This window comes from Terrabacter sp. RAF57, assembly GCF_052113925.1.
Classification (GTDB): Bacteria; Actinomycetota; Actinomycetes; order Actinomycetales; family Dermatophilaceae; genus Terrabacter.
Genome location: NZ_JBFRDT010000015.1, coordinates 1 through 25,013, shown reverse-complemented (window position 1 = coordinate 25,013; position 25,013 = coordinate 1). Strand labels below are relative to the sequence as shown.

24 protein-coding genes are annotated in these 25,013 nt (G+C 72.1%); 16 read left to right on the top strand and 8 right to left on the bottom strand.

Going from position 1 to position 25,013, the window contains the following annotated elements:
* Positions 1-29 precede the first annotated feature (29 nt).
* The 11 genes from AB4Y83_RS16580 (at position 30) to AB4Y83_RS16530 (ending at position 12,679) form a co-directional block, all read left to right on the top strand.
* The gene (locus AB4Y83_RS16580; RefSeq protein ID WP_442297550.1) at positions 30-770 is read left to right on the top strand and encodes a hypothetical protein; all 741 of its coding nucleotides are present in this window, start codon (positions 30-32) and stop codon (positions 768-770) included.
* Entirely contained in the window at positions 770-1,618 is an 849-nt protein-coding gene (locus AB4Y83_RS16575; protein ID WP_442297549.1) for a maleylpyruvate isomerase N-terminal domain-containing protein, read from the top strand. The genes AB4Y83_RS16580 and AB4Y83_RS16575 overlap by 1 nt, the downstream gene beginning before the upstream one ends.
* A gap of 85 nt (positions 1,619-1,703) precedes the next feature.
* Complete coding sequence (locus AB4Y83_RS16570; RefSeq protein WP_442297548.1) at positions 1,704-2,990, top strand: lactate 2-monooxygenase; 1,287 nt, start codon at positions 1,704-1,706, stop codon at positions 2,988-2,990.
* A gap of 125 nt (positions 2,991-3,115) precedes the next feature.
* Positions 3,116-3,868: an SAM-dependent methyltransferase gene (locus AB4Y83_RS16565; RefSeq protein ID WP_442297547.1), complete on the top strand. Its 753-nt coding sequence runs from the start codon at positions 3,116-3,118 to the stop codon at positions 3,866-3,868.
* On the top strand, positions 3,865-4,368 hold the full coding sequence (locus tag AB4Y83_RS16560) for a nucleoside deaminase (RefSeq protein WP_442297546.1): 504 nt from the start codon (positions 3,865-3,867) through the stop codon (positions 4,366-4,368). Before AB4Y83_RS16565 ends, AB4Y83_RS16560 begins: the two co-directional genes overlap by 4 nt.
* 205 nt (positions 4,369-4,573) lie before the next feature.
* The gene (locus tag AB4Y83_RS16555) at positions 4,574-5,506 is read left to right on the top strand and encodes a hypothetical protein (RefSeq protein WP_442297545.1); all 933 of its coding nucleotides are present in this window, start codon (positions 4,574-4,576) and stop codon (positions 5,504-5,506) included.
* 369 nt (positions 5,507-5,875) lie between these two features.
* Positions 5,876-8,494 carry an ATP-dependent Clp protease ATP-binding subunit gene (locus tag AB4Y83_RS16550; protein ID WP_056773529.1) on the top strand — a complete coding sequence of 873 codons (2,619 nt, stop codon included), beginning with the start codon at positions 5,876-5,878 and terminating at the stop codon, positions 8,492-8,494.
* 166 nt (positions 8,495-8,660) lie between these two features.
* A complete protein-coding gene (locus AB4Y83_RS16545; RefSeq protein WP_442276164.1) occupies positions 8,661-9,569 on the top strand; it encodes an ABC transporter ATP-binding protein in 909 nt (302 codons plus the stop codon).
* Entirely contained in the window at positions 9,566-10,897 is a 1,332-nt protein-coding gene (locus AB4Y83_RS16540) for an FtsX-like permease family protein (RefSeq protein ID WP_442276163.1), read from the top strand. Before AB4Y83_RS16545 ends, AB4Y83_RS16540 begins: the two co-directional genes overlap by 4 nt.
* A 262-nt stretch (positions 10,898-11,159) precedes the next feature.
* Positions 11,160-12,176, top strand: coding sequence for an LCP family protein (locus AB4Y83_RS16535; RefSeq protein ID WP_442276162.1), 1,017 nt, complete (start codon positions 11,160-11,162; stop codon positions 12,174-12,176).
* Entirely contained in the window at positions 12,173-12,679 is a 507-nt protein-coding gene (locus tag AB4Y83_RS16530; RefSeq protein ID WP_442276161.1) for an amino-acid N-acetyltransferase, read from the top strand. Before AB4Y83_RS16535 ends, AB4Y83_RS16530 begins: the two co-directional genes overlap by 4 nt.
* A gap of 176 nt (positions 12,680-12,855) precedes the next feature.
* On the opposite strand, the gene AB4Y83_RS16525 is transcribed toward AB4Y83_RS16530, so the two are convergent.
* The 3 genes from AB4Y83_RS16525 to AB4Y83_RS16515 are packed head-to-tail and all read right to left on the bottom strand — an operon-like array spanning position 12,856 to position 15,387.
* On the bottom strand, positions 12,856-13,788 hold the full coding sequence (locus tag AB4Y83_RS16525; RefSeq protein ID WP_442276160.1) for an ABC transporter ATP-binding protein: 933 nt from the start codon (positions 13,786-13,788) through the stop codon (positions 12,856-12,858).
* Positions 13,785-14,600, bottom strand: coding sequence for an ABC transporter permease (locus AB4Y83_RS16520; RefSeq protein ID WP_442276159.1), 816 nt, complete (start codon positions 14,598-14,600; stop codon positions 13,785-13,787). Before AB4Y83_RS16520 ends, AB4Y83_RS16525 begins: the two co-directional genes overlap by 4 nt.
* Positions 14,593-15,387, bottom strand: a complete 795-nt coding sequence (locus AB4Y83_RS16515; RefSeq protein ID WP_442276158.1) for an ABC transporter permease — start codon at positions 15,385-15,387, stop codon at positions 14,593-14,595. Before AB4Y83_RS16515 ends, AB4Y83_RS16520 begins: the two co-directional genes overlap by 8 nt.
* 104 nt (positions 15,388-15,491) lie before the next feature.
* On the opposite strand from AB4Y83_RS16515, the gene AB4Y83_RS16510 reads away from it, so the two are divergent.
* A complete protein-coding gene (locus tag AB4Y83_RS16510; protein WP_442276157.1) occupies positions 15,492-15,881 on the top strand; it encodes a pyridoxamine 5'-phosphate oxidase family protein in 390 nt (129 codons plus the stop codon).
* 219 nt (positions 15,882-16,100) lie between these two features.
* Here the strand turns inward: AB4Y83_RS16510 and AB4Y83_RS16505 are convergent, their stop codons facing one another.
* The 3 genes from AB4Y83_RS16505 to radA are packed head-to-tail and all read right to left on the bottom strand — an operon-like array spanning position 16,101 to position 19,568.
* Positions 16,101-16,994 carry an A/G-specific adenine glycosylase gene (locus AB4Y83_RS16505; RefSeq protein ID WP_442276858.1) on the bottom strand — a complete coding sequence of 298 codons (894 nt, stop codon included), beginning with the start codon at positions 16,992-16,994 and terminating at the stop codon, positions 16,101-16,103.
* Between the two features lie 26 nt (positions 16,995-17,020).
* A complete protein-coding gene (gene disA / locus AB4Y83_RS16500) occupies positions 17,021-18,097 on the bottom strand; it encodes a DNA integrity scanning diadenylate cyclase DisA (RefSeq protein ID WP_056773551.1) in 1,077 nt (358 codons plus the stop codon).
* Between the two features lie 55 nt (positions 18,098-18,152).
* Entirely contained in the window at positions 18,153-19,568 is a 1,416-nt protein-coding gene (gene radA, locus AB4Y83_RS16495) for a DNA repair protein RadA (protein ID WP_056773554.1), read from the bottom strand.
* A gap of 71 nt (positions 19,569-19,639) precedes the next feature.
* Here radA and AB4Y83_RS16490 point away from each other — a divergent pair, with 71 nt between their 5' ends.
* Both AB4Y83_RS16490 and AB4Y83_RS16485 read left to right on the top strand, forming a co-directional pair.
* Complete coding sequence (locus AB4Y83_RS16490) at positions 19,640-19,858, top strand: hypothetical protein (RefSeq protein WP_442276860.1); 219 nt, start codon at positions 19,640-19,642, stop codon at positions 19,856-19,858.
* Between the two features lie 244 nt (positions 19,859-20,102).
* Entirely contained in the window at positions 20,103-20,435 is a 333-nt protein-coding gene (locus AB4Y83_RS16485) for a histone-like nucleoid-structuring protein Lsr2 (protein WP_020145083.1), read from the top strand.
* Positions 20,436-20,569: 134 nt separating this feature from the next.
* Here AB4Y83_RS16485 and ligD (AB4Y83_RS16480) read toward each other — a convergent pair whose 3' ends face one another.
* The gene (gene ligD / locus AB4Y83_RS16480) at positions 20,570-21,454 is read right to left on the bottom strand and encodes a non-homologous end-joining DNA ligase (protein ID WP_442297544.1); all 885 of its coding nucleotides are present in this window, start codon (positions 21,452-21,454) and stop codon (positions 20,570-20,572) included.
* A complete protein-coding gene (gene ligD / locus AB4Y83_RS16475) occupies positions 21,454-22,401 on the bottom strand; it encodes a non-homologous end-joining DNA ligase (RefSeq protein WP_442276862.1) in 948 nt (315 codons plus the stop codon). Before ligD (AB4Y83_RS16475) ends, ligD (AB4Y83_RS16480) begins: the two co-directional genes overlap by 1 nt.
* An 18-nt stretch (positions 22,402-22,419) precedes the next feature.
* On the opposite strand from ligD (AB4Y83_RS16475), the gene ku reads away from it, so the two are divergent.
* Together ku and AB4Y83_RS16465 are read left to right on the top strand one after the other, a co-directional pair.
* Positions 22,420-23,367 carry a non-homologous end joining protein Ku gene (gene ku / locus AB4Y83_RS16470; protein WP_442297543.1) on the top strand — a complete coding sequence of 316 codons (948 nt, stop codon included), beginning with the start codon at positions 22,420-22,422 and terminating at the stop codon, positions 23,365-23,367.
* A gap of 126 nt (positions 23,368-23,493) precedes the next feature.
* On the top strand, positions 23,494-24,720 hold the full coding sequence (locus AB4Y83_RS16465) for an acetyl-CoA hydrolase/transferase family protein (RefSeq protein ID WP_442297542.1): 1,227 nt from the start codon (positions 23,494-23,496) through the stop codon (positions 24,718-24,720).
* Positions 24,721-25,013 lie beyond the last annotated feature (293 nt).

Sequence of the window (25,013 nt, the reverse complement as noted above, 5' to 3'; positions counted from 1 at the left end):
CCTCGGGGCCATGCGGCAGACTCGCTGCCATGGCTCGCCCGACCGCCACCCGACGACCCGTGCCCGCCGCCCTCGCGGCCGCAGCGCTGCCTCTCGTGCTCGCCGCGTGCGGCCAGCCGGTCGCGACGCCGTCTTCCGCCACCCGCCCGGCAGGCACGACCGGAACGGCAGGCGCCACCGGCGCCCCGACGAGCCCAGCCGCTGACGACGCGCCGCTCACGCCGCCCTCGAGCGTCGTGCCACCCCGCGTGCACGCCACCGCCGTCGTCGCCTCCTACCTCCGTGGCCACGACCTCAGGGGGCTCACCCGCACGGACGACGAGTCGGTGACGGAGGCCGTCCTCACGTCGTGCCCGAACGGGCCCACCGTGGCCCGGGACGTCGGCCCGACGGCATACGCCCGCTCCTGGGAGGGGCCGGGAGGCGTCCGCGCCGACGTCGCCGCGATCACCTACCCCGACCTCGCGTCGGCCGCGAACGCGGCCGAGCCGCTGCTCGTCGCGGCGCAGGTGTGCCGGGCCCCCCGGCCGGCCAAGGGCGTCACGACGACCGTCGCCAACCAGCGCCGCGACGTGGCGGAGGGTATGCCGCTCGGCCGGGTCGACGTGACGCGGACGTCCCCGGACGAGACGCGCCACGACTACGTCGGCGTCGTGCAGGTGGGCAACGTGCTCGTACGCCTCACCTACTCGTCCGGCGACGCGAAGGTCGCCACCGACAAGGGGTCGACGGCGCTCGCGCTGCTGGCCCGGGACGTGCAGGGGCTCTGATGTCCACGATCGACGACGCCGCCCTCGCCGCGCCCGGACCGCTCGGCCTGACCCTCGACGACCTCGGCGAGGCCCTCGGGGGTGCCGCGACCGTGCTGCGCGCCAACGCGATGGCGGCTGGCCTCGATGCACCCGTCCCCACGTGCCCCGACTGGACGGTGCTCGACCTCGTCACCCACCAGGGCATGGTCCACCGCTGGGCCGCGAGCCACCTGCGCGGCGAGCCCGTCGAGCCGGAGCCGCTCGCGCGCGAGGGGCGCCGGTCCGCCGACGTGCTCGGCTGGTTCGACGACGGGGCGACGGCGCTGCTGCAGGCGATCGTCGACGCGCCGGACGCCCTCGACGCGGTCGTGTTCCTCAAGGACGCGCCTGCCCCGCGGCTCTTCTGGACGCGCCGGCAGTGCCACGAGACGACGGTCCACGCCGTCGACGCGCTCGGGGCCCGGCTCGGACGGCCCGCGCGCGCCGACGAGACGTGGATCCGGCCCGCCGTCGCGCTCGACGGCATCGACGAGCTGCTCGTCGGCTTCGTCACCCGCCGCAAGGAGGGAGCCTCACCCGGCGCCCCGACCCGGCTGCTCGTGCGCCCCGACGGCGCCGACGTCGCCTGGCTCGTCGACCTCGACACCGGCCGGCCGATCCGGACCAGCCGGGTCCGGTCGGGGTCCGGTGGTTCGGGTGGGGCCGACGCCGACCACGTCCTGACCGGCGACCCCGTCGACCTCTACCTGCGGCTGTGGAGCCGCGGCGCTGCCGAGCCGGCCGAGCCGGCCGAGCCCACCGAGACCACCGAGACCATCACGGAGATCGAGCGCTGGTGGCGCGAGAACATCTCGATCTCGTGGTGACCCCCGGGTCGACCACGTAGCAGGATGGGCGCAGCACCCGGACCGCACCGTCGCGGCCCGGGCCCGTGCGACCAGAGGAGCTCGTATGCCACAGGAGGGCGTCGGACGGACCGTCCAGTCGGCGATCTACCGGGCCGGTGCTTTCGGCCGCCGCCCGGCGGTCCCGACCGACGGCACGCAGCTCGAGGTGGCGGCCCGCAAGGTCATGTCGAAGCGCGGGTTCGCCTACGTCGCAGGCTCGGCCGGCTCCGAGGCGAGCGCCGACGCGAACGTCTCAGCCTTCTCGAGGTGGCGCGTCGTGCCCCGGATGCTCGTCGACACGACCGAGCGCGACACGTCCGTCGAGCTCTTCGGCCGTCGGCACGAGAGCCCCTTCCTCGTCGCCCCGGTCGGGGTCCTGTCGATGGCCGACGACGAGGCCGACCTCGCCGTCGCCCGCGGCGCCCGCGAGCAGCGCGTCACCCAGATCCTCAGCACCCAGGCCTCGGTGCCGATGGAGGACGTCGCGCGCACCCTCGCCGGGTCCGGTCACTGGTACCAGCTCTACTGGAGCAGCGACGACGACCTCGTCGAGAGCCTCGTCTCGCGCGCCGAGGCGTGCGGCAGCGACGCCCTCGTCGTCACCCTCGACACGGCATACCTCGGCTGGCGTCCACGCGACCTCGACCTCGGGCACCTGCCGTTCGCCCGCGGCGAGGGCATCGCCCAGTACACGTCGGACCCCGTCTTCCAGCGGCTCGTCCGCGAGCGGGTGGCGGCCGCCGGGCCGGCGGTCCGGCCGCGGCCCACGCCGGCCGCGGTCGCGACGCTCGTGTCGATGAGCCGCAACCACCCGGGCGACACCCGGCACAACCTCACGGCGCCCGAGCCGCGCGCCGCGGTCGAGACGTTCCTCGACGTCTTCAGCCGACCCTCGCTGACGTGGGACGACCTACCGCGGCTGCGGACCATGACCAGCCTGCCGATCGTGCTCAAGGGGATCCTGCACCCCGACGACGCCCGACGCGCCGTGGACGCCGGGGTCGACGGTGTCTACGTCTCCAACCACGGCGGCCGGCAGGTCGAACGGTCCGTCGCCGCGCTCGACGCCCTGCCCGGAGTCGTCGAGGCCGTGCGCGGTGCCGGGTCCGACGCCCCGGTGATCTTCGACAGCGGGATCCGTTGCGGCGCAGACGCGTTCGTCGCCCTGGCCCTGGGCGCGTCGGCCGTCGGCATCGGGCGACCACACGTCTACGGTCTGGCCCTCGCCGGCGCCGACGGGGTCTCGGAGGTGCTGCGCAACCTGCGCGCCGAGCTCGACCTCCAGCTGGCGCTCACGGGGTGCACGTCGCTCGCCGACCTGACCCCGGAGCGGCTCGTGGCCGCGCCCTGACGCGACAAGGCGCCGCGCCGACCGTCGACGGGCCACGTGTCGCCGCCCGGTCACGGTCGAGAGGCCGCTTCTCGCCGCCTGGAACCGGGTCGACGCAGTCGGGGTCTGTCCCGGAGGATCGGGTCATGCCAGCCCTCGACCACCTGACCCGCGACGCCTACCCGAAGTCGAACGGCTACGACGCGAAGTGGCTCGTCGACCTCGACATGGGCCCCCACCCGCTATGGCTGCTCGAGGACCTCGCCGCCGACCTCGACCTCCGACCCGGCATGCGCGTCCTCGACCTCGGCTCGGGGCTGGGCGCGACGTCGGTCTTCCTCGCGCGGGAGTACGGCGTCAGCGTCGTGGCCGCCGACCTGTGGGTCGACCCCACCGAGGCTGCCGCGGTCTTCCGCAAGGAGAACGTCGACGATCGCGTCCTCGCGATGCGGGTCGACGCGCACGCGCTCCCCTTCGGCCGGGGCTCGTTCGACGCCATCCTCAGCATCGACGCGTGGGAGTACTTCGGCACCGGCGACCACTACCCGCCCTACCTCGCCACCTTCCTCAAGCCGGGCGGCCAGCTCGGGGTCGCGACGCCGGCCCTGACGACCGAGGTGCGCGAGCTCGGCGAGATCCCCGAGCACATCGACCGCGTCGTCGGCGCCGAGTCCGCGGCCTGGCACACGGCGGACTGGCTGCGCAGCCAGTGGGAGTTCAGCCGCGCCTTCACGACCGTCACGGCCCGCAACCAGCCGGACGCGTGCGCGAACTGGTTGCTGTGGGAACGTGCCGTCATGGAGCTCAAGGGACAGGCCAGCTCGCCGGTGCAGGGGATGCTCGAGGCCGACGGCGGCGCCTTCGTCACGTTCGCGCTCGTCACCGGGAGGGTCRCATGAGCCTCGACGCCACCGACCTCGGGCACCTGCGCCGGGCGGTCTCGCTCGCGCGCCTGGCCCTGGAGCGCGGGGACGAGCCGTTCGGCTCCGTCCTCGTGTCGGGCGACGGCGAGGTGCTCTTCGAGGACCACAACCACGTCCTCGCGCTCGAGGCCACCCAGCACCCCGAGTTCGCCATCGCCCGCTGGGCGGGTGCCCACCTGACCGCCGCCGAGCGGGCGGCCGCGACCGTCTACACCTCGGGCGAGCACTGCCCCATGTGCTCAGCAGCGCACGCGTGGGTCGGCCTCGGCCGGATCGCGTATGCCGTGAGCTCGGCCCAGCTGACCGCGTGGCGGTCGGCGTGGGGCTCGGCCCCGTCCCCGGTCGCGGCGCTGTCGATCCACGACGTCGTGCCGGGCGCGGTCGTCGACGGGCCGGCCCCCGAGCTCGAGGCCGAGGTCCGCGACCTCCACGACCGTTTCGCCCACGGTCACCCCCACCCCSACCCCAACCCCTGACGCCGGCCAACCGGCATACGCCAAGTGCGCCACGGCGCACTTTCGCAAGTGACGGTGGGTGTCCGACCAACCAGAAGCGCGCCACGGCGCTCTTCTGCGCGGCAGATCGACCCCGCTTCGCACGACTAGTGCGCCACGGCGCGCCTTCACCCCACCTGTGGAGAGGCGTCTCGCGCGTTGCCATCGCCCGGGCAGGCTTCCAACCATGACTCGCCCAGATCGCAGCACACCTCCGGTCCGACGGGCTGATGCGACGGCGGCCGGGAACACCGATGATCGGCTCCGCCGCTCGCACGTCGCGCTCTTCCGTGGGGTCCATGTCGAGCGAACGGTTCCCGTCACGTTGCACATCCGGATCGAGGCCGCCCTCCTCGTGGTCACACCGGGCAGCCATGTGTCGCACCACACGGCGGCGTCGCTGTGGGGTGGGATCGTCCCTGATCACCCCGACATCCACGTCTCGAGTCCGCGGAACCGGACCCGGCGGGACGGGATCACGGCCCACCGTGTCAAGCAGGGGCAGGAGGTCGTCCTCTTCCAGGGGTTTCGCGTGACGACGCCGGTCCAGACGTTTCTGGACCTGGCCCACTGCCTGACGCTCGTCGATCTCGTCGTGCTCGGGGACTCGTTGGTCCGCAAGAAGCGCTTCACACCTGACGAGCTGGTTGCCCTGGCTGAGAAGCACCGCGGCCCCCATTCGAGGCTGGCCCGGCGAGCGGCAAGGCTCGTGAGAGCCGGCGTCGACTCACCCATGGAGACGCGCCTGCGGCTGCTCATCGTCCTCGCCGGACTTCCCGAGCCCGAGGTGGACCACCGGGTGCACGACGACGACGGGACCTTGTTGCGGCGATACGACCTCTCCTACCTCCCCTTCCGACTGATCATCGAGTACGACGGCAGGCAGCACGCCGAGTCGGACGAGCAGTGGCTCAACGACATCGGCCGCGACGAGGCGCTGGACGACGAGCAGATCCGGCGGCTCGTGGTCGTGTCCCGGGACATCTACTCGACACCGGCGAACACCCTCGCGAGGATCACGCGGGCCATGCGCCGAGCCGGTATGCCGGTGCCCCGGCTCCGGCACGAGTGGCGCCGACACTTCCCGAGCAGGTCGGGCGACCTCGCCCTGCCGGCATGAGGGCGCCGACGAGCGCGCCATGGCGCGGTTCCGCGCCCGTTGACGGGGCTGGCCGAACCCGAAACCGCGCCATGGCGCGGTTCTGTGTCGGAAGGCGGCCCGGATGCACGCGTCCGCGACCGCTCTCCACGGGTGTGAAGCGCGCCGGCAACAGTGCGGGCGGACACTGGGCGGGTACGACACGGCATACGCAAGGATCACCACACGCCTCTCGGCATCTGTCCGCTCACGGCGAACAGCGGCTGAACCTGAGCCGATCACGCTCAGGATGGGGAACAGGAGGGACACCACCGGCGTTGGTCGGGGTGTGCTCGTCCACAGCGGGCACAGATAGCATCGAGATGTCTCTCGATCAGTCAGGAGAAGAACATGTTCGAACGGTTCACCGACAGGGCCCGAAGGGTGGTTGTCCTCGCGCAGGAGGAAGCTCGCCTGCTCAACCACAACTACATCGGGACCGAGCACATCCTCCTGGGTCTGATCCACGAAGGCGAAGGCGTCGCCGCGAAGGCCCTCGAATCGCTCGACATCTCGCTCGAAGCGGTCCGGGCCCAGGTCCAGGAGATCATCGGCCAGGGGCAGCAGGCCCCCACCGGTCACATTCCCTTCACGCCCCGCGCGAAGAAGGTCCTCGAGTACTCGCTCCGCGAGGCGCTCCAGCTCGGCCACAGCTACATCGGCACCGAGCACATCCTGCTCGGCCTGATCCGCGAGGGCGAGGGCGTCGCCGCCCAGGTCCTCGTCAAGCTCGGCGCGGAGCTCAACAAGGTCCGCCAGCAGGTCATCCAGCTGCTCTCCGGCTACCAGGGTGGCCAGGGCGGCGAGAAGGCCGGCGCCGGCGTCGGCCAGAGCCAGGCCGAGGGGACGCCCGCGGGCTCCCTCGTGCTCGACCAGTTCGGTCGCAACCTCACGCAGGCTGCCCGCGAGGGCAAGCTCGACCCGGTCATCGGACGTGAGAAAGAGATCGAGCGGGTCATGCAGGTGCTGTCCCGCCGCACCAAGAACAACCCCGTCCTCATCGGCGAGCCCGGCGTCGGCAAGACCGCCGTCGTCGAGGGCCTCGCCCAGGACATCGTCAAGGGCGAGGTGCCCGAGACGCTCAAGGACAAGCAGCTCTACACCCTCGACCTCGGCTCGCTCGTGGCCGGCAGCCGCTACCGCGGTGACTTCGAGGAGCGGCTGAAGAAGGTCCTCAAGGAGATCCGCACCCGCGGCGACATCATCATCTTCATCGACGAGATCCACACGCTCGTCGGTGCAGGTGCCGCCGAGGGCGCCATCGACGCCGCGTCGATCCTCAAGCCGATGCTCGCCCGTGGTGAGCTGCAGACGATCGGTGCGACGACGCTCGACGAGTACCGCAAGCACATCGAGAAGGACTCGGCCCTCGAGCGGCGCTTCCAGCCGATCCAGGTGCAGGAGCCGACGCTGCCGCACGCGATCGAGATCCTCAAGGGTCTGCGTGACCGCTACGAGGCCCACCACCGCGTGACGATCACCGACGGGGCGCTCGTCGCGGCCGCCAACATGGCCGACCGCTACGTCAACGACCGCTTCCTACCCGACAAGGCCATCGACCTCATCGACGAGGCGGGCGCGCGACTGCGCATCCGTCGGATGACGGCTCCGCCGGACCTGCGCGAGTTCGACGAGAAGATCGCCGCGCTCGTGCGCGAGAAGGAGTCGGCCATCGACGGGCAGGACTTCGAGCGCGCGGCCCGCGTCCGCGACGACGAGAAGCGCCTGCGCCAGGAGAAGGCCGCCCGTGAGGCCCAGTGGAAGTCGGGCGACATGGACGTCGTGGCCGAGGTCGACGAGGAGCTCATCGCCGAGGTCCTGGCGGCCAGCACCGGCATCCCGGTCTTCAAGCTGACCGAGGAGGAGTCGAGCCGACTGCTCCACATGGAGGACGAGCTGCACAAGCGCATCGTCGGCATGGACGACGCCGTCAAGGCGCTGTCCCAGGCGATCCGCCGCACCCGTGCAGGCCTCAAGGACCCGCGTCGTCCGGGTGGCTCGTTCATCTTCGCCGGCCCCACCGGTGTCGGTAAGACCGAGCTCGCCAAGACGCTCGCCGAGTTCCTCTTCGGCAGCGAGGACGCGCTGATCCAGCTCGACATGTCCGAGTACTCCGAGAAGCACACGGTGAGCCGCCTCTTCGGCTCGCCTCCTGGCTACGTCGGCTACGAGGAGGGCGGCCAGCTCACCGAGAAGGTGCGCCGCAAGCCGTTCTCCGTCGTGCTCTTCGACGAGGTCGAGAAGGCCCACCCGGAGATCTTCAACTCGCTGCTGCAGGTGCTCGAGGACGGCCGCCTCACCGACTCGCAGGGTCGGATGGTCGACTTCAAGAACACCGTCATCATCATGACGACCAACCTCGGCACGCGGGACATCTCCAAGGCCAACATGGGCTTCTCGGCCGGACCCGACAGCCGCTCGGACTACGAGCGGATGAAGGCGAAGGTCACCGACGAGCTCAAGCAGCACTTCCGGCCCGAGTTCCTCAACCGTGTCGACGACACCATCGTCTTCCCGCACCTGAGCCGCGACGAGATCATCCAGATCGTCGACCTCGAGATCGCCAAGCTCGACAAGCGGCTCAAGGACAAGGACATGGGCATGGAGCTCACGCAGTCCGCCAAGGACCTGCTCGCCAAGAAGGGCTACGACCCCGTGCTCGGTGCGCGTCCGCTGCGCCGCACCATCCAGCGCGAGATCGAGGACGCCCTGTCGGAGCGGATCCTGTTCGGGGACTTCGCGTCCGGCCAGTACGTCAAGGTCGACACCGAGGGCGAGGGCAAGGCGGAGACGTTCACCTTCTCCGACATGGCCCACCCGGACGCCGCGCACCGGCCGGCCGACGACCTCCCGGAGCTTCCCGAGGGCGCCGCCCTCGACGAGGCGCTCGGGGTCAACATCACGGCCGGCCCGCCCGTGCCCGACGACCAGGTCTACCCCGACGCGGGGCTGACCGGCACGGAGCGCTGACCGCAGCGATCCGCCAGCACGGCCGAAGGGGCCGGGGACACCACGTCCCCGGCCCCTTCGTCGTACGCCCGCGTCCCGGTCGTCATACCGGGGTCGTATGCCGTCCCGCCCGGGAGGCGACCACGGCCCGATGTGGGACCCGGCCCACCGCGGCGAGGCTGGGTCCATGAGCTACTACGACCCAGCCCGTACGCCGTCCGGTGCGCCCGAGCGCCCAGCCTTCCCAGCCTTCCCAGCCTCCCCCGCCTCCACCGTCGCCCCGCCTGTCAGCCCCACCGTCGGCCTCACCGGCGCCCAGGCCCCCTCACGTCCGGCACGGGCGGTGTCGCCCGACCCGGCCCGCGACCTCGTCGCCCGAGACCTCGTCATGACCTACGGCCGCTCCGGGGCCTCCGCCGGGCCGCCCGCGCTCGGCGGCGTCGACCTGACGATCCGCGCCGGCGAGAGCCTCGCCGTCATGGGGCCGTCCGGCTCGGGCAAGACGACGCTGCTGCACGTGCTCGCCGGGATCCTGCGACCGACCGGCGGCCAGGTGCTGTGGCGCGGCCGGGACATCGCACGGATGTCGGACCGCGAGCGCACCGTGCTGCGCCGCGAGGACTTCGGATTCGTCTTCCAGCAGGGCATGCTGCTGCCCGAGCTGCCGGCGATCGAGAACGTGGCCCTGCCGCTCATGCTCGGCGGGGTCAGGCGGTCGGAGGCGACGGCGCGGGCCGCGACGCTCTTCCACCCGCTCGGCCTCTCGGGGCTGGAGAAGCGCCGTCCGGGCGAGCTCTCGGGCGGCCAGGCGCAGCGGGTCGCCATCGCCCGCGCCCTCGTGGCCCGCCCCGGGGTCGTCTTCGCCGACGAGCCGACCGGTGCGCTCGACCAGACGACCAGCGCCGAGGTGATGCACCACCTGACGCAGCTCGCGGCGCACACCGGAGCCTCGCTCGTCGTCGTGACCCACGACGAGAACGTCGCCCGCTGGTGCCACGGCGTCGTCCGGGTCCGCGACGGTCGGATCGCTGGTGCAGACGCAGGCGCCCACGTCGCGGCCGGCCCGGTCCAGACTGCGACGGCGGTGGCCAGGTGAGGGCCGCGACCGAGCTGTGGTGGCGCCTGCGGCGTGCGGGCGCGGCCGACAACCGGGTGCCCGGCATCCTCGCGGTGGTCTCGTTCGCCGTCGCGACGGCGGCCCTGCTCGTCTGCGTCGCCGGGCTCCACGCGTTCGAGGCGCGCAACCCCCTGCCGCCGGGCGGCCTCAAGGGCCACCTCAGCGACGAGGCGGCGCTCGGCAACCTCTACGTGACCCTCGCCTGGATCGCGACGACGTGCATGGTCATCCCGACCCTCACCCTCGGCGGTGTCGCGGCGCGTCTCGCGATCGCCCGCCGCGACCAGCGTCTGGCCGCGCTCCGTCTCGCCGGTGCGACGTCGGGACAGGTCACGCTCATGACGCTGGCAGAGGCGGCCGCCCAGGCCGTCGTCGGTGCGCTGACAGGCGTCGTGCTCTACCTCGCCGTCCTCCCCCTCGTGGCCCGGCTGAGCTTCCAGGGCCGCCCCTTCGAGCTGCGCGAGCTGGTGCTGCCGCTGTGGCAGACGCTGGCCGTCGTCGCGGCCGTCGTCGTCGTGGCGGTCGTGTCCGGCGCGTCGAGCCTCGCCCGGGTGGCGATCAGCCCGCTCGGCGTGGCTGCCCGCACGAGCCCGAAGCGCCTGAGCGTCCTGCGGCTGCTCGTCGCCCTGGCCGCCGGAGCTGCGTGGGTGCTCGTCATCACCCCGATGAAGGAGCCGCAGCGGATGACGATCGTGCTCGTGCTCGGCGCGATGATCCTCGCCGTCAACGCCGTCGGGCCGTGGGTGGTCATGGTGGCCGGCCGGGTCGCGGCGCGTCTCGCCCCGACCGCAGCGACGCTGCTGGCGGCCCGGCGCATCGCCGACGACCCGAAGAGCACGTGGCGCGCGGTCGGCGCCCTCGGCCTCGCCGTCGTCGTCGTGGGCTTCACGAGCCTCGCGCAGGTCGACGACCCGACGACTCCGCTCGAGCGCTACCTCGCCGACGACCTCGGCACGGGCGCGCTCGTCACCCTCGTCATCATCACCATCGTCGGCGCCACGTCGACGGGGGTCGTCCAGGCGGCCCGGGTGCTCGACCAGCGCGAGCAGTACCGCGCGCTGGCGCTCGCCGGCACGAGCGAGCGCTCGCTCCACCGGGCCCGCGCGCTCGAGGTCGCGCTCCCGCTGTCGATGACGATCGTGCTGTCGGCCGGCTTCGTGCTCGTGCTGATGCTGCCCTTCACGAGCGCCCTCGACAGCGGCCTCGTCGTGCGTTTCGTCGTGACCTCGGCCGTCGCTGGGGCGGTCGTCCTGGCGTCGGTGCTGGCGTCCCGGTCGCTCGTGCGGACGGCCTCCCGCGTCGCCTGAACCGGTCGTCTACGGTGGGGCGGTGACCTCCCCGCACCGCCCCACCGACGTCCGCCAGCGGCCTGTGATGCCCGCCGACACCCGTCGTCCAGCCCGCACGCGACGGTCCGTGGTGGCGCGCGCCGGGGCCGTTTCGGCGGCCGCGGCGGTGGCCCTCGCGGGTTGCTCGACGGGTGCGCCGAGCGGGACCGGCTCGCCGGCCGGAGCGTCCGCCTCGGCCGACGGCAGCGCGTCCGGGTCCGCCCCCTCCTCGGGGGTCCGCGTGAGCGGGGCGCCAGCGCCCTTGGCTGCGCTGGTCTCGACGGTGTATGCCGGGGGCGACCTCACGCGTACGTCCTCCCCCTCCGCCGCGGCCGCCCTGAAGACGCGCAAGGCGGCCCCCGGCCCGGTCTCGGCCAAGGCCGAGGTCGGCTCGTGGATGGGCACGCCCGTCGCCGTCGTCACCGCCGGCGACGACGTGACCCTCGCCGTCGGACCGACGTGGAAGGTCGTCGGCGGCTGGTGGCCGTCGCTCGGGGTCGAGAAGCCGAGCCTCGGCGGCGGGCCGCGCTGGGTGCTCGCGATCGGCTCGGACGCCCGCAAGGGCCAGCCGCTCGAGCGCACCCGCGCCGACGTGCTCCAGGTCATCGGCATCGACGGCAAGGGTGGCGGCGGCGTCATGGGCATGGCCCGCGACCTGTGGGTCCCGCTGGCGACCGGCGGCAAGGGCAAGATCAACTCGGCCATGGTGTTCGGCGGCCCGCGGGCGCAGGTGAGCACCGTGAGGTCCGTGACCGGCCTCCCCGTCGAGGGATACGTCGTCATCGGCTTCAGCGGGTTCAAGAAGATCGTCGACGACGAGGGCGGCATCCCGATCGTCATCCCCAAGACCGTYGTGGCCTCGCACGCCAAGAACCTCGTCATCAAGGCCGGGGCCCAGACCCTGTCCGGCGCCGAGGCCCTCGCCTACGCCCGCGAGCGGAAGACGTTGCCGGACGGGGACTTCGGCAGGTCGCGCCACCAGGGAGAGGTCATCCTCGCCGCCGCGATCAAGGCCAAGCTCGCCGGGCCGATCGCCATCCCGTCGGCGCTGACGAGCTTCAGCACGGTCGGTCGGAGCAACCTCTCGGCCGAGCAGATCCTCACCTTCACCGCCGGTCTCCATCAGCTGAGCCCGCTCCAGGTCGGCCGGGGCGTCGCCCAGGGCGCCTTCGGGTGGGCCGGCCAGCAGTCGATCGTCGTTCTCGGCAGGCAGGCCCGCACCCTCTTCGCCGAGTTCCGCGACGGGAACCTCTCGTGAGCGGCGGCACGCCCGTCCTCCGGCGGGCCCGAACGTCCGACGTCCGCGCCATCCGGGCCCTCGTCGCGCCTCTGGCCGAGCGTCGGGTGCTCGTCAGCAAGGAGGCGGTCACCTACTTCGAGAGCCTCCAGGAGTTCCGCGTCGCCGACCTCGACGGCCGCGTCGTCGGCTGCGGCGCGCTTCACGTGATGTGGGAGGACCTCGCCGAGATCCGCACTCTCGCGGTGGCTCCCGATCAGCTCGGCACCGGTCTGGGTGGGCGCCTGCTCGAGGCGCTCGTCGAGGACGCGCGCGAGATCGGGGTCGAGCGACTCTTCTGCCTGACCTTCGAGACCGACTTCTTCGTCCGGCACGGCTTCGACGTCATCGAGGGCCAGGCCGTCCCGATGGACGTCTACGCCGAGCTGCTGCGCTCCTACGACGAGGGCGTCGCCGAATTCCTCGACCTCGAGCGCGTCAAGCCCAACACCCTCGGCAACACCCGGATGCTCCGCACCCTCTGACCCCGCCCGCCGCTCCAGCACCCCTGCCGGGCGACGACCTCACTCGAGGGGCCACCCGGTCCCACCCGTCACACGACTGAAGTGGCACCTGAGGTCACGGGGCCACTCGACGGGTGGGACGGCATACGCCCTGGGCCGGGAGTGGCCACGGGGCACTCGACGGAGGGGGTGGGGTGTCAGGCTCGGCCCGAGGCGGCGTAGATGCGGCGCACCACGTCCTCGATGTCGGGCTCCTCGATCGTCAGGTCGCGCACCTCGTGCCGGGAGGAGACGTGGGCGAGCACGGCCGCGACCGTCGTGGCCTCGGCGTCGAACGAGAGCCGCTGCCGCAGGCCGTCCGACTCGCTCTCGACGAGGGTCGCTCCCGGCACGTCGTGCAGGTCCGGCGTGGGCTGGGCGAGGTCGATGACGAGGATGCGCTGCGCGCCGACGGTGCCCGCGAGCCCGGTCAGGGTGCCGTCGAAGGCGAGCCGGCCGCGGTCGACGACGAGGACCCGGTCGCAGAGCCGTTCGATGTCGCCCATGTCATGGGTGGTGAGCAGCAGGGTCGTGCCCTGCTCACGGCGCTCGGCGACGAGGAACTCGCGCAACCGCTGCTTCGAGAGCACGTCGAGGCCGATCGTCGGCTCGTCGAGGATGAGCAGCTCCGGCGAGTGGAGCAGGGCGGCGGCGATCTCGGCACGCATCCGCTGGCCGAGCGACAGCGAGCGCACCGCCGTGCCCAGCTGCGGTCCCATCTCGAGCTGCTCGACGAGCAGGTCGGTGCGCGCCCGGGACGCCGCCTCGTCCATCCGGTGGATCGCCCCGAGGATCGCGAAGGAGTCGCGCAACGGCAGGTCCCACCACAGCTGCGAGCGCTGGCCGAAGACGACTCCGACCCGGCGCGCGACCTCGACCCGCTGTCGCATCGGGTCGAGCCCGCACGTGCGCACGTGACCGGAGGTCGGCTTGAGGATGCCGGTCAGCATCTTGATCGTCGTCGACTTCCCGGCACCGTTGGCTCCGATGTAGCCGACCGCCTCGCCGGGCGCGACCGAGAAGGTCATCCGGTCGACGGCGCGCGTCTTCTTGAAGTCGCGCACGAGGTCGCGCGTCTCGATGATGCTCATCCGCCTGCTCCTTGGTAGTGACGAGTGCCGAGGCGCCAGCACGTGGCGGCGATGCCCCAGGCCAGCAGCCCGGCGACGGGGGTGAGCCACGCGAGCCAGGTCGGCGCGAGCGGGTCGTCGAGGCCGAGGATCGCGACGGCCGGGATGTAGGCGACGAAGGCTGTCGGCACGACGAACGTCCAGAAGATCCGCAGCGGGTCGGGGAAGACCTGCTGGCTCTGCTGGGCGGCATACGACCCGCCGTAGGTGAAGGCGTTGGTGAACTCGGCACCGTCGACGAGGAAGAACTGGAGGCCGCCAGCGGCCGTGAAGAGGGCCGAGAAGATCGCGGTGCCGCTGACGACGGTGAGCACGATGAGCGCCACGGTGGCCGGCGACCAGGCGATGTCGGCGGTCGTCAGGGCGACGCCGAGGGCGACGAGGGCGACGGACAGCCGGCCGACCCTCCGGAGCGACAGGTCGCTCGTCATGAGCTGGGCCAGCAGCGGCAGCGGACGCACGTAGAAGGCATCGACCTGGCCGGCCCGGATGTAGCGCGGCAGCTGGTCGAGGTGACCGACGAACATGTCGGCGAGCGAGAAGGACAGGTTGGACAGGGCGAACACGAGCAGGGCCGCCGTGAAGTCGAGGCCGCCGAGCACGTCGACGTTGTGGAAGATCACCCACACCTCAGCGAACTCGGCGAGGCCCACACCGACGGTGCCGAGGATGTCGGTGACGAACGAGGCGCGGTACTGCATCTGCGCCCGGGCACGGGACGCGAGCAGCACCCGGTAGGGGCGCAGCCGTTGGGAGAGCGTCCGGTCAGCCACCCTGCACCTCCAGCCGTCGACGGCCCGCGCGCAGCACGACCTGACCGAGGGCGAGCAGCGCGACGGCCCAGAAGACCTGCACCCCGACCGCCGACGCGATGTCGGGCCCGACGACGCGTCCGGCGAGGATGTCGATGGGGTTCTGCAGCATCGACGGGAAGGGCGACCAGTTGGCGATGGTGCGCAGCCAGTCCGGGAACCACGGCACGGGCAGGTAGAGACCGCAGAGCAGGCCACCGGTGATCATCCACAGCAGCGTGATGCCACGGATCTCGACGAGCCAGAACGCGAGCAGGTTGATGACGAAGTTGCCCGAGAAGGCCACGACCACGGCGAGCAGGATGGACACGGCGCCCGCGACCCAGCTGACGGCGGAGGGTGGCCACGCCATGTCGAAGAGGACGGCACCGAGCAGCAGCGCGGGCGCTCCGCGGCCGATGAGGTTGATGCCCGCACGTCCGAGATCGCCTGCGAGATAAGCGATCTGCGGGTCGACCGGCCTCAGGAAGTCGACGGCGATGTCACCGGTGCGGACCCGGTCCTTGACCTCGGCGAAGCCCCAGAGGTTGACCGTGCCGAGCAGCGCCTGACCCCACCAGACGAACGCGATCGTCGTCGGGGCGTCGTAGCCGCCGATGGCCGTCCCGGCCGACGCGAGCGCGGCGAGCAGGATCGAGGCGCGGATGAAGCCGAAGACCGAGTTCGTCGTCATCCCGGCCAGCAGCGCCAGCCGGTACGTCGAGTGCCTCCTGAAGCCGGCTCGGACGAGCAGCCAGAAGGTCTTCACGACGCACGGACGGGGGCAGGCACAAGGGGCCACGCTACCGACGAGGCGGCCCGGGATCAACGGGAGGCGCCGGTGACATGCCGGCCTCTCGTAGTCTGTCGCCCGTGGCCACCCTTCCCCGCGACCTCTCCCCGGAGGCCCTCGAGTTCATGTCGGTGCGTCACCTCGCGACGCTGACGACCCTGCGGCCGGACGGCTCGCCCCACGTCGTGCCGGTCGGCTTCACGTGGGACCCCGAGACGTCGGTCGCCCGCGTCATCACGAGCCGCGGCAGCCGCAAGGCCCGCAACGCGCTCGCCGGGTGTGCCGCCGTGCTGTGCCAGGTGGACGGGCGCCACTGGCTCTCGCTCCAGGGCACCGCCCGCATCCTCGACGACCCGGCCTCGGTCACCGACGCCGAGCAGCGGTATGCCGCCCGCTACCGCGAGCCTCGCCCCAACCCCGAGCGCGTGGTGATCGCGATCGACGCGCGCTCCGTCCTCGGCAACGTCTGACCCCGTCGCCCGCCCCACTCGAGTGAGTGCCCCGTCCCACTCGAGTGAGCGCCCCGTCCCACTCGAGTGGCCGCCATGTCCCACGCGTCACACCCGTTCTGTGACCACGGGGCCACTCGACGATCAAGGGGTGTGGGGGGTGGGGCTCGTGGGACGGAGGGGCCACTCGAGTGGGGTTGGGCGCTCACTCGACTCGGCGGGTGGGGCGGGTGGAGTCCCTCAGGCGGGGAGGCGGAACCTCTGCCGCGACAAGGGCTCCACGAGGCCGTCGGCGACGAGCGAGTCGAGGCAGCGCATCACCTGCACGCGGTCGGCGGCGGAGTCCTCGAGACGGGCGAGGGGCAGCGCCGCGTGGGCGTCGCGCAGGCGGCGCAGCAGCTCACCCCGCACCTGGCGATCGGTGCCGTGCCAGGACTGCCCCCGACGGGGCGGTCCGTCGTAGGCCGGTCGGCCCGCGACGTTCCAGGCGCACAGGTCGGCGACCGGGCACTCGTCGCAGCGTGGCCCACGGGCGACGCAGACGAGAGCCCCGAGCTCCATCACGGCGACGTTCCACGTGTTCGCGGCACCGCGGTCGGCCGGCATCGAGTCGGCGGCGAGTAGGGCCTCGGCGCGGTTGAGCGTGAGGTTCGGGAAGGCCTTGCCCTCGACCGTGCGCGCCAGCACGCGCCGGACGTTGGTGTCGACGACGACCTCGGGGATGCCGAAGGCGAAGCACGACACGGCGGCAGCCGTGTAGGCACCGACCCCGGGGAGCGCCAGCAGGCCCTCCGGGGTGTTCGGCACCTCGGCACCGTGACGCTCGACCATGACCCGGGCCGCCTCGTGCAGCCGCAGGGCACGCCGGGGGTAGCCGAGCCGCCCCCAGGCGCGCACCGCGTCTCCCGGCGCAGCGGCCGCGAGGTCGGCCGGCGTCGGCCACCGCTGCATCCACTCGCGCCAGATCGGCTCGACCCGGGCGAGCGGGGTCTGCTGCGACATCACCTCGGAGAGGAAGACGCCCCATGGGCTGGCGTCCGGCGCCCGCCACGGCAGCTCCTTGCGCCCGGACTCGGCGTACCAGGCGTTGACGCGCTCGTGGAGCAGCGACAGCGGGACCTCGCGGGACGGCATACGGAACGATGCGGCGGCGGAGCCGGTCAGACGTAGCGCTCGAGGATGCTCGACTCGGCGAGCCGCGACAGGCCCTCGCGCACGGCGCGGGCACGGCCCTCACCGACGCCCTCGACGAGCATGAGGTCCTCGATGCCGGCGGCGAGCAGGCGCTGGAGCGACTCGAAGTGCGACACGAGCCGGTCGACGATCGCGGTGGGCAGGCGCGGCACCTTGGTCAGGAGGCGGTAGCCCTGCGGCGACACGGGGGCATCGAGGCTGTCGCCGACGACCGAGAAGCCGACGGCGCGGGCACCTGCCGCGAGGTCGAGCAGCTCGACGGAGTTGAGGGCCTGGAGGTTGGCGAGCGCGTCGCCGACTGTGAGGCCCGACTTGGTCGCCGGGAGGTAGTCGCGGATGACGAGCTCGCGGTCGTTGCCGAGCCCGCCGACGAGCTCCTCGAGCTGGAGGCTGAGGAGGCGACCGTCGGTGCCGAGCTCGACGACGTAGTCCTGGATCTCGGCCGAGATGCGCCGCACCATCTCGAGGCGCTGGAGCACGGCGGTGACGTCGCGGATGGTGACGAGGTCCTCGATCTCGAGCGCGGACAGCGTGCCGGTGACCTCGTCGAGGCGGGCCTTGTAGCGCTCGAGGGTCTGGAGGGCCTGGTCGGCGCGCGAGAGCGTCGTGGGCGAGCCCTCGATGACGTGCCGGAGGTCGCCGACGTAGAGCGCGACGACGCCCATCGACTGGCTGACGGAGATGACGGGGAAGCCCGTCTGCTTGGCCACGCGCTCGGCCGTGCGGTGACGCGTGCCGGACTCGGTGGTCTCGATGCGGGAGTCGGGAACGAGCTGGGTGGCGGCGCGCAGGATGCGGGTGCCCTCGCGGTCGAGCACGACGGCGCCGTCCATCTTGCACAGCTCGCGCACGCGGGTCGCCGAGAACTCCATGTCGAGCACGAAGCCGCCCGTGCAGATCGAGTCGACCACGCGGTCGAAGCCGAGCACGATGAGGGCTCCGGTGCGTCCACGGAGGATGCGTTCGAGGCTGTCGCGCAGCTCCGTTCCGGGTGCCACGGCGGCGAGGGCCGCACGCAGCAGCAGCTCGTCGTTCCGGTCCATCACTTCCCTGTTCGCAATGGGGGCGCCGAGCGCGTCCACCCCGGTCGGTCGCAGTCTAGACGGTGCCGACGGCCGGTGCGCTCGTTGACCGTCCACCGGCGAGGCGTCCCATCGCCTCGATGGCCCGCGGGACGTCGGCGACCTCGACGGCACGGATCCCGGCGGGCACGGAGGAGTCGGACAGGCTGCCCGCGGGCACGAGCGCGTGGCGGAATCCGAGGCGGGCCGCCTCCGCGAGACGGCGGTCCAGACCGGTCACCCGACGGACCTCGCCGGCGAGGCCGACCTCGCCGAAGGCGACGACGTCGCTGGCGAGGGGCTTGTCGATGACGGACGACGCGACGGCGCAGACGATGGCGAGGTCGGCAGCGGGCTCGGTGATGCGCACCCCTCCGACGGTGGCCGCGAAGATGTCGCGCGAGCCGACCGGCGCCCCGGCCCGCTTGTCGAGCACGGCGATGATCATCGCGAGCCGCGAGGCGTCCAGACCGCTCGAGGTGCGTCGCGGCGACGGCAGCGTGGACGGTGCGACGAGCGCCTGCACCTCGGCGACGAGCGGTCGGCGACCCTCGAGGGTGACGGTGACGCACGTGCCCGGCACCGCGTGGTCACGCGTCGACAGGAAGAGCCCGCTCGGGTCGGCCAGTCCGGTGATGCCGACGTCGGACAGGTCGAAGCACCCGACCTCGTCGGTGGGGCCGAAGCGGTTCTTGACGGCGCGTACGAGGCGCAGGCGCGAGTGCCGGTCGCCCTCGAACTGGATGACGACGTCGACGAGGTGCTCGAGGACCCGGGGACCGGCGATCGAGCCGTCCTTGGTCACGTGGCCGACGAGGAGCACGGCGGTGCCGCGCGCCTTGGCCGCCGCGATGAGGGCACCGGCTACCTCGCGGACCTGCGAGACGTTGCCGGCCTGGCCCTCGACGTCGGCACTCGCGATGGTCTGGACGGAGTCGACGACGAGCAGCCCCGGCGAGCGGGCCTCGACGTGGCCGAGGACCGTCGCGAGGTCGGTCTCGGCTGCGAGGTAGAGCGTGTCGGCCATGGCCGAGATGCGCTCGGCGCGCGTGCGCACCTGCGCGGCCGACTCCTCACCGCTGATGTAGAGGACCTCGGAGCCCGACCGGGCCGCCCGGGCGGCCACGTCGAGCAGCAGCGTCGACTTGCCGACGCCCGGCTCCCCCGCGACGAGGACGACCCCGCCGGGGACGAGGCCACCGCCGAGCACGCGGTCGAACTCCGCCACGCCGGTGGGCCGCGCGGCCGCCCGGGTCACATCGACGTCGGCGATGCGCAGGGCCGGGGTGACGACGGAGGCCGCCGTGGTGCGGGCGGCCGTGGGCGCACCCGTCTCGGCCACGGTGCCCCACGCCTGGCACTCGCCGCACCGACCGACCCACTTGGCGGTGGTCCACCCGCACTCACCGCAGCGGAAACCGGGGGTGCGTCGGGTCGTCGTCCTCGTAGCCATGGCACGACCGTACGGTGGCGGTGCGACAGCGCTCGTGAGGGGCGGCCGCGGCGCCGTGAGAAAATGTCGGCATGGAATCGGTCATGCCCTATGTGCTCGCCATCGTCCCGACGGTCGGTGTGGGCGCGCTCTTCTACTTCGTCATCAAGAGCATCCTCGAGGGAGACCGTCGCGAGCGCCTCGCCCAGGCCAGGTGGGAGGCCGAGCACGACCGCCGCGAGGCTGCCGCGAACGAGGCGTCGCAGGCCGCCGCGCCGGGCGCCGAGGCCACCCCGACGACGGAGCGCTGAGCGCCGGAGCGCCGAGCGCCGAGCGCGTGTCGACGACCGCGCGTCGACAAAGGGCCCGCCACGGCAGGAACACCGCCTTTCCGTCATTCCTGCACGCGTCGGTGCATCTCTTTAGCGGTCGACCGCGCCATTGTTTTCGATGGAAATGCATTTACGGACTCTTCGCGCTAAATTGATCGTGCCCCGCGAGTCGCGTATTCGCGGAATCCCCTCCGAATTAGCGAACAACTTCAGATGGAGAAACATGGCTCAGCGTGTCGAAGTGGTGTTGATCGATGACATCGACGGTGGAAAGGCTGCCGAGACGGTGACCTTCGCGCTCGACGGCGTCACCTACGAGATCGACCTGTCCGACAAGAATGCCCGCAAGCTTCGCGACGACCTCGCGACGTGGACCGGTCACGCACGTCGGGCAGGTTCGGCCAAGGCTGCCTCGCGTCGTCGCGCGGGCGCCGGCTCGGCCAAGCGCAGCGACCTCGGCGCGGTCCGTGAGTGGGCCCGCGCCAACGGCCACACCGTCTCGGACCGGGGCCGCATCTCGGCCGACGTCCAGGCGGCCTACGACAAGGCGCACTGACCCGGTCAGCGATGCCACCGAGAGGGCCCGGCACTCCGAGTGCCGGGCCCTCTCGCACGCCACGGGGAGGGTGTATGCTGTCACGGCCTCGTGCGAGCGGGCCCCCTCGCCTCCCGGCTCGCCCACCGCAACGGTCAGCCCGTGACCTCGACGGCCAGGTCGCCGTCCCGGGCTACGCGGTCGAGCACCTCGTCGGCCGTCAGCTGCTCGAGCTCGCCGCCGTCGGCGCCCGCCTCGATCTCGTCCCACGACCGCGGCGCCGCCACGGTCGGGCGGTCACGGCCGCGCAGGGAGTAGGGACAGACCGTCGTCTTGGCGGCGACGTTCTGGCTCCAGTCGAGGAAGATCTTGCCCGGGCGCAGCTCCTTGGCCATCTTCCACACGATGAGGTCGGGGTAGGCCTTGGTCAGCTCCTGCGCGAGCTGCTGGACGGTGTCACGGATCTCGTCGCTCGTGTGCGCCCCGGGCAGAACGGCATACAGCTGGAGTCCCTTGCTGCCGCTGGTCACCGGGACGGTGTCGAGCCCGATGCGGCCGAGGCGTTCGCGCACGACGAGCGCGACCCGGGCGCACTCGAGCAGGCCGGTGCCCGGCCCGGGGTCGAGGTCGATGACGAGCCGGTCGGGGCCCCGCGGCACGGCATCACGCCCCTCCCCCTCGTAGCGCCACTGGTGCACGTGCAGCTCGAGCGAGTTGAGGTTGGCGAAGAACGTCAGCCCGGCGAGGTCGTCGATGAGCGGGAAGACGGGGTCGCGCCCAGCGCGCCGGATCCACGCGGGCGTGCCGGCTGGGATGTTCTTCTCGAAGAACTGCATGTCGCCGACCCCGTGCGGGAAGCGGATCCGCGTCACCGCGCGGTCGCGGAGGTGGGGAAGGATCACCGGCGCGATCCGCGCGTAGTAGTCGATGACCTGGGCCTTGGTCGTGCCGGCCCTCGGGTACATCACCTTCTCGAGGCTCGACAGCTTCATCCGTCGGCCGTCGACCTCGACGGTCACCTTGGTCGGCACGTACGCCATCACTCACCGTCCCCGTGGTCGTCGACGTCACCGGGCGTGAGGTCGCTGCGCAGGCCCTTGTATGCCGGCTGGCGCAGTCTCCCCTGACCGCTGAGTCCCAGCGACTGCACGTCGGCGACAAGCACCGGGTGCACCCACGTCGCGCCGTTCGAGTCCTCGGCGGGGACGTCTGTGGCGAAAGGCGACTCGGCCGACGTGAGAGCCTGGAGGTCGCGCATGAGCGCCTGCCCCGTCTTGCCGGCCAGGCCGGAGCCGACGCGCCCGAGGTAGCGCAGGCCGCCCGGCCCGGGGACCCCGACGAGGACGGCACCGAGACGGCTCGACACGGTCCCCGTGGCCTCGGGCCGCCAGCCGCCGATGACGACGGAGACGGTGCCGCGGTGGGGCGACTTGAGCCAGTAGGGGGAGCGGAGCCCGGGCACGTAGACGGAGTCGACGCGCTTGGACACGATGCCCTCGAGGCCCTGCTCCTTCGTCGCGGCGTGCAGCGTCGCCCCGTCGGCGAACGTCGGCGGCGTCTGCCAGCGCGCGGCAGAGAGCTCGAGTCGCTCGAGCGTGGCGCGCCGGTCGGTCCACGTGCGCGGCATGAGGTCGACGCCGTAGAGCCGCAGCAGGTCGAAGGTCATCAAGGTGACCGGCGCGGCCTCGGCGAGCATCGCGGCCCGGCGGGCGTCGGTGACGTGGAACCGCTCGGCCATCGCGGCGAACGACGGCACGCCGTCTCGCATCGAGACGATCTCGCCGTCCAGCAGCATGTCGGCGTACTCGTTCGCGAGCCCGCGCAGCTCCGGGAACGCGACGGTGACGTCGCGTTCCGTGCGGGAGAAGAGGCGCATCTCGCCGGCCACGACGTCGGCCAGCACCCGCATGCCGTCCCACTTGACCTCGTGCTGCCAGCGGTCGCCGACCGGAATCGTCGTCGTCGGCGTCGCGAGCATGGGGCGCATGGGTGCATTCTTGTTCTCATGCGAGCCATCTGGAAAGGCGCCGTGTCGTTCGGCCTCGTCAATGTGCCGGTCCGACTCTTTTCGGCGACCGAGAACCACGACGTGCAGTTCCGGCAGGTCCACGAGAAGGACGGCGGCCGCATCAAGTACCAGCGCGTCTGCTCGATCGACGGCGAGGAGGTGCCCTACTCCGACATCGCCAAGGGCTACGAGGCCGCCGACGGGCAGATGGTCGTGCTGACCGACGAGGACCTCAAGAGCCTTCCGACGCGGTCGACGAAGGAGATCTCGATCGAGAAGTTCGTGCCGTCCGAGCAGATCGACCCGCTGCTCTTCGACAAGAGCTACTACCTCGAGCCCGACAAGACGGGCCTCAAGCCCTACGTCCTGCTCCGCGACGCGCTCGAGAAGGCCGACCGGATGGCGCTCGTCACCGTGTCGGTGCGCACCCGGATGACGCTCGCCGTGCTCCGCGTGCGCGACGGCGTCATCGTGCTCCAGACGCTGCTGTGGGCCGACGAGGTGCGCGCGCCCGAGTTCGAGTCCCTCTCGGAGGAGACGCACGCGACGGCCAAGGAGCTCGCCATGGCCTCCTCGCTCGTCGACTCGCTGTCGGGCGACTACGAGCCCGAGGAGTTCGAGGACGACTACGCCGAGGCCGTGACCCAACTCGTCGCGACGAAGATCGAGGGCGGCGACATCACCGAGACGCCCGAGGCCAAGGGCGAGGAGACGGAGGTCGTCGACCTGCTCGCGGCCCTGCAGCGCAGCGTCGACAAGGCCAAGGCCGCCAAGACCGGCGGCTCGAGCGCCTCCGACTCCGACTCCGACTCCGCCGAAGGGAAGCCCGCCAAGAAGACGGCTGCGAAGGCCACGAGGCCGAAGAGCGCGGCCACGAAGACGACGGCGAAGAAGACGACGGCCAAGACCACGGCGAAGAAGACGGCCACCAAGAAGGCCAGCTGACCGGCCGGCTCCGCCCCAGTCGCCGACCCGCCCCGACCCCCGCCACGCGCGGAGGGTCGGGGCGACGTTCGTCACGCCGGACGGCATACGCCCTCGCGGTGGCCCGCGCTGCGCGAGGATGAAGGAGTGCGGACGGCGACGATCGACGAGCTCACCCAGCGGCTTCGAGCCCTCCCGGAGAACCCCCGTGTCGTCGTCAGCGGCAACATGGCGGTCCCTTGGGAGGCGGTCCGGGCGCTCGACGCGGCCCAGCCGAGCTACGTGCTCCACGCGCTCAATGCTCCCGCCGGCCTGCCCGACCGCGACGGCGTGACCGTCGAGACGTGCTTCGTCGGACCGGGTATGCGTCGGCACCCCCGGCTGCGCTACGTGCCCTCGCGCCTGTCGCTCGTGCCGCTGCTCTACGGCCGGGCGCTGCCGCCGGACGCCGTGCTGCTCCACTGCGCGCCGCCGCGCAACGGCCAGGTCAGCATGGGCCTCGAGGTCAACGTCCTGCCCGCGGCCCTCGAGGCGTGCCGGGCCCGGGGCGGGCTCGTCGTCGCGGTCGTCAACCCGCAGATGCCCTACACGTTCGGCGACGCCCAGGTGCCGATCGAGCACGTCGACCTCGTCGTCGAGGTCGACGCGCTGTTGCCCTCGCACGCAGCGACCGAGCCCGACCCCGAGAGCCGGCTCATCGGCGAGCGCGTGGCGGCCATGGTCCAGGACGGCGCGACGATGCAGCTCGGCATCGGCGCGGTGCCCGACGCGACGCTGTCCGCACTGACCTCGCGACGCGGCATCCGGATGTGGACGGAGATGTTCTCCGACGGCGTGCTCGCCCTCGACGAGGCCGGCGCCCTCGACCCGGACCACCCGCTCGTCACCTCGTTCAGCTTCGGCTCGACCGACCTCTACGCGTGGCTCGACGGCAACCCACGCGTGCGGATGATGCGCACCGAGAAGACGAACGACCCCGGCCTCATCGCCTCGCAGCGGCAGATGACCTCGGTCAACACCGCGCTCGAGGTCGACCTCTTCGGCCAGGCCAACGCCTCGCGCATCAACGCGCGCATCCACTCCGGCTTCGGCGGCCAGACCGACTTCATCGTCGGCGCGCTGCACTCCGCGGGCGGCCAGTCGTTCATCGCGCTCCGCTCGTGGCACCCCCGCGCCGACGTGTCGACGATCGTGCCGCTGCTCGACGAGCCGGTCACGAGCTTCCAGCAGAGCGCGATCGTCACCGAGCAAGGGGTCGCGCCGCTGTGGGGTCGCAGCGAGACGGACCAGTGCCACGACATCATCGAGAACTGCGCCCACCCGCGGGTTCGCGACGACCTCTGGGAGGAAGCCCAGGCCCTCGGCCTCGCCTGAGCCCGCGCCTGACCGACCGAGGCCGTATGCCGGCCCCCACCACACTCGAGTGAGCGCCCCCACCGTCCCCGTCGAGTGAGCGCCCCGCAACAGTCGAGTGAGCAGCCCGCCACACCAGCCCCGCGGATCGTGGGACGGAGCGCTCGGCGGTTTCAGGGCGTGTGCGCAACGTTGAGTAGTTCGTTGAGTTTATGGGCGGGGGTGTGGAAGCCGAGGGTGGCTCGGGGGCGGGTGTTGAGCAGTTGTTCGACGTGGGCGATCTGCTCGTCGGTGACGGTGGTGAAGCTGGTGCC

Coding starts and splice junctions, on each gene's coding strand:
- AB4Y83_RS16575 (WP_442297549.1), top strand. CDS start 770: ATGTCCACGATCGACGACGCCGCCCTCGCCGCGCCCGGACCGCTCGGC.
- ku (WP_442297543.1), top strand. CDS start 22,420: ATGCGAGCCATCTGGAAAGGCGCCGTGTCGTTCGGCCTCGTCAATGTG.
- AB4Y83_RS16525 (WP_442276160.1), bottom strand. CDS start 13,788: ATGAGCATCATCGAGACGCGCGACCTCGTGCGCGACTTCAAGAAGACG.
- AB4Y83_RS16485 (WP_020145083.1), top strand. CDS start 20,103: ATGGCTCAGCGTGTCGAAGTGGTGTTGATCGATGACATCGACGGTGGA.
- AB4Y83_RS16490 (WP_442276860.1), top strand. CDS start 19,640: ATGGAATCGGTCATGCCCTATGTGCTCGCCATCGTCCCGACGGTCGGT.
- disA (WP_056773551.1), bottom strand. CDS start 18,097: ATGGACCGGAACGACGAGCTGCTGCTGCGTGCGGCCCTCGCCGCCGTG.
- AB4Y83_RS16505 (WP_442276858.1), bottom strand. CDS start 16,994: ATGCCGTCCCGCGAGGTCCCGCTGTCGCTGCTCCACGAGCGCGTCAAC.
- AB4Y83_RS16570 (WP_442297548.1), top strand. CDS start 1,704: ATGCCACAGGAGGGCGTCGGACGGACCGTCCAGTCGGCGATCTACCGG.
- radA (WP_056773554.1), bottom strand. CDS start 19,568: ATGGCTACGAGGACGACGACCCGACGCACCCCCGGTTTCCGCTGCGGT.
- AB4Y83_RS16550 (WP_056773529.1), top strand. CDS start 5,876: ATGTTCGAACGGTTCACCGACAGGGCCCGAAGGGTGGTTGTCCTCGCG.
- AB4Y83_RS16545 (WP_442276164.1), top strand. CDS start 8,661: ATGAGCTACTACGACCCAGCCCGTACGCCGTCCGGTGCGCCCGAGCGC.
- AB4Y83_RS16555 (WP_442297545.1), top strand. CDS start 4,574: ATGACTCGCCCAGATCGCAGCACACCTCCGGTCCGACGGGCTGATGCG.
- ligD (WP_442297544.1), bottom strand. CDS start 21,454: ATGGCGTACGTGCCGACCAAGGTGACCGTCGAGGTCGACGGCCGACGG.
- ligD (WP_442276862.1), bottom strand. CDS start 22,401: ATGCGCCCCATGCTCGCGACGCCGACGACGACGATTCCGGTCGGCGAC.
- AB4Y83_RS16580 (WP_442297550.1), top strand. CDS start 30: ATGGCTCGCCCGACCGCCACCCGACGACCCGTGCCCGCCGCCCTCGCG.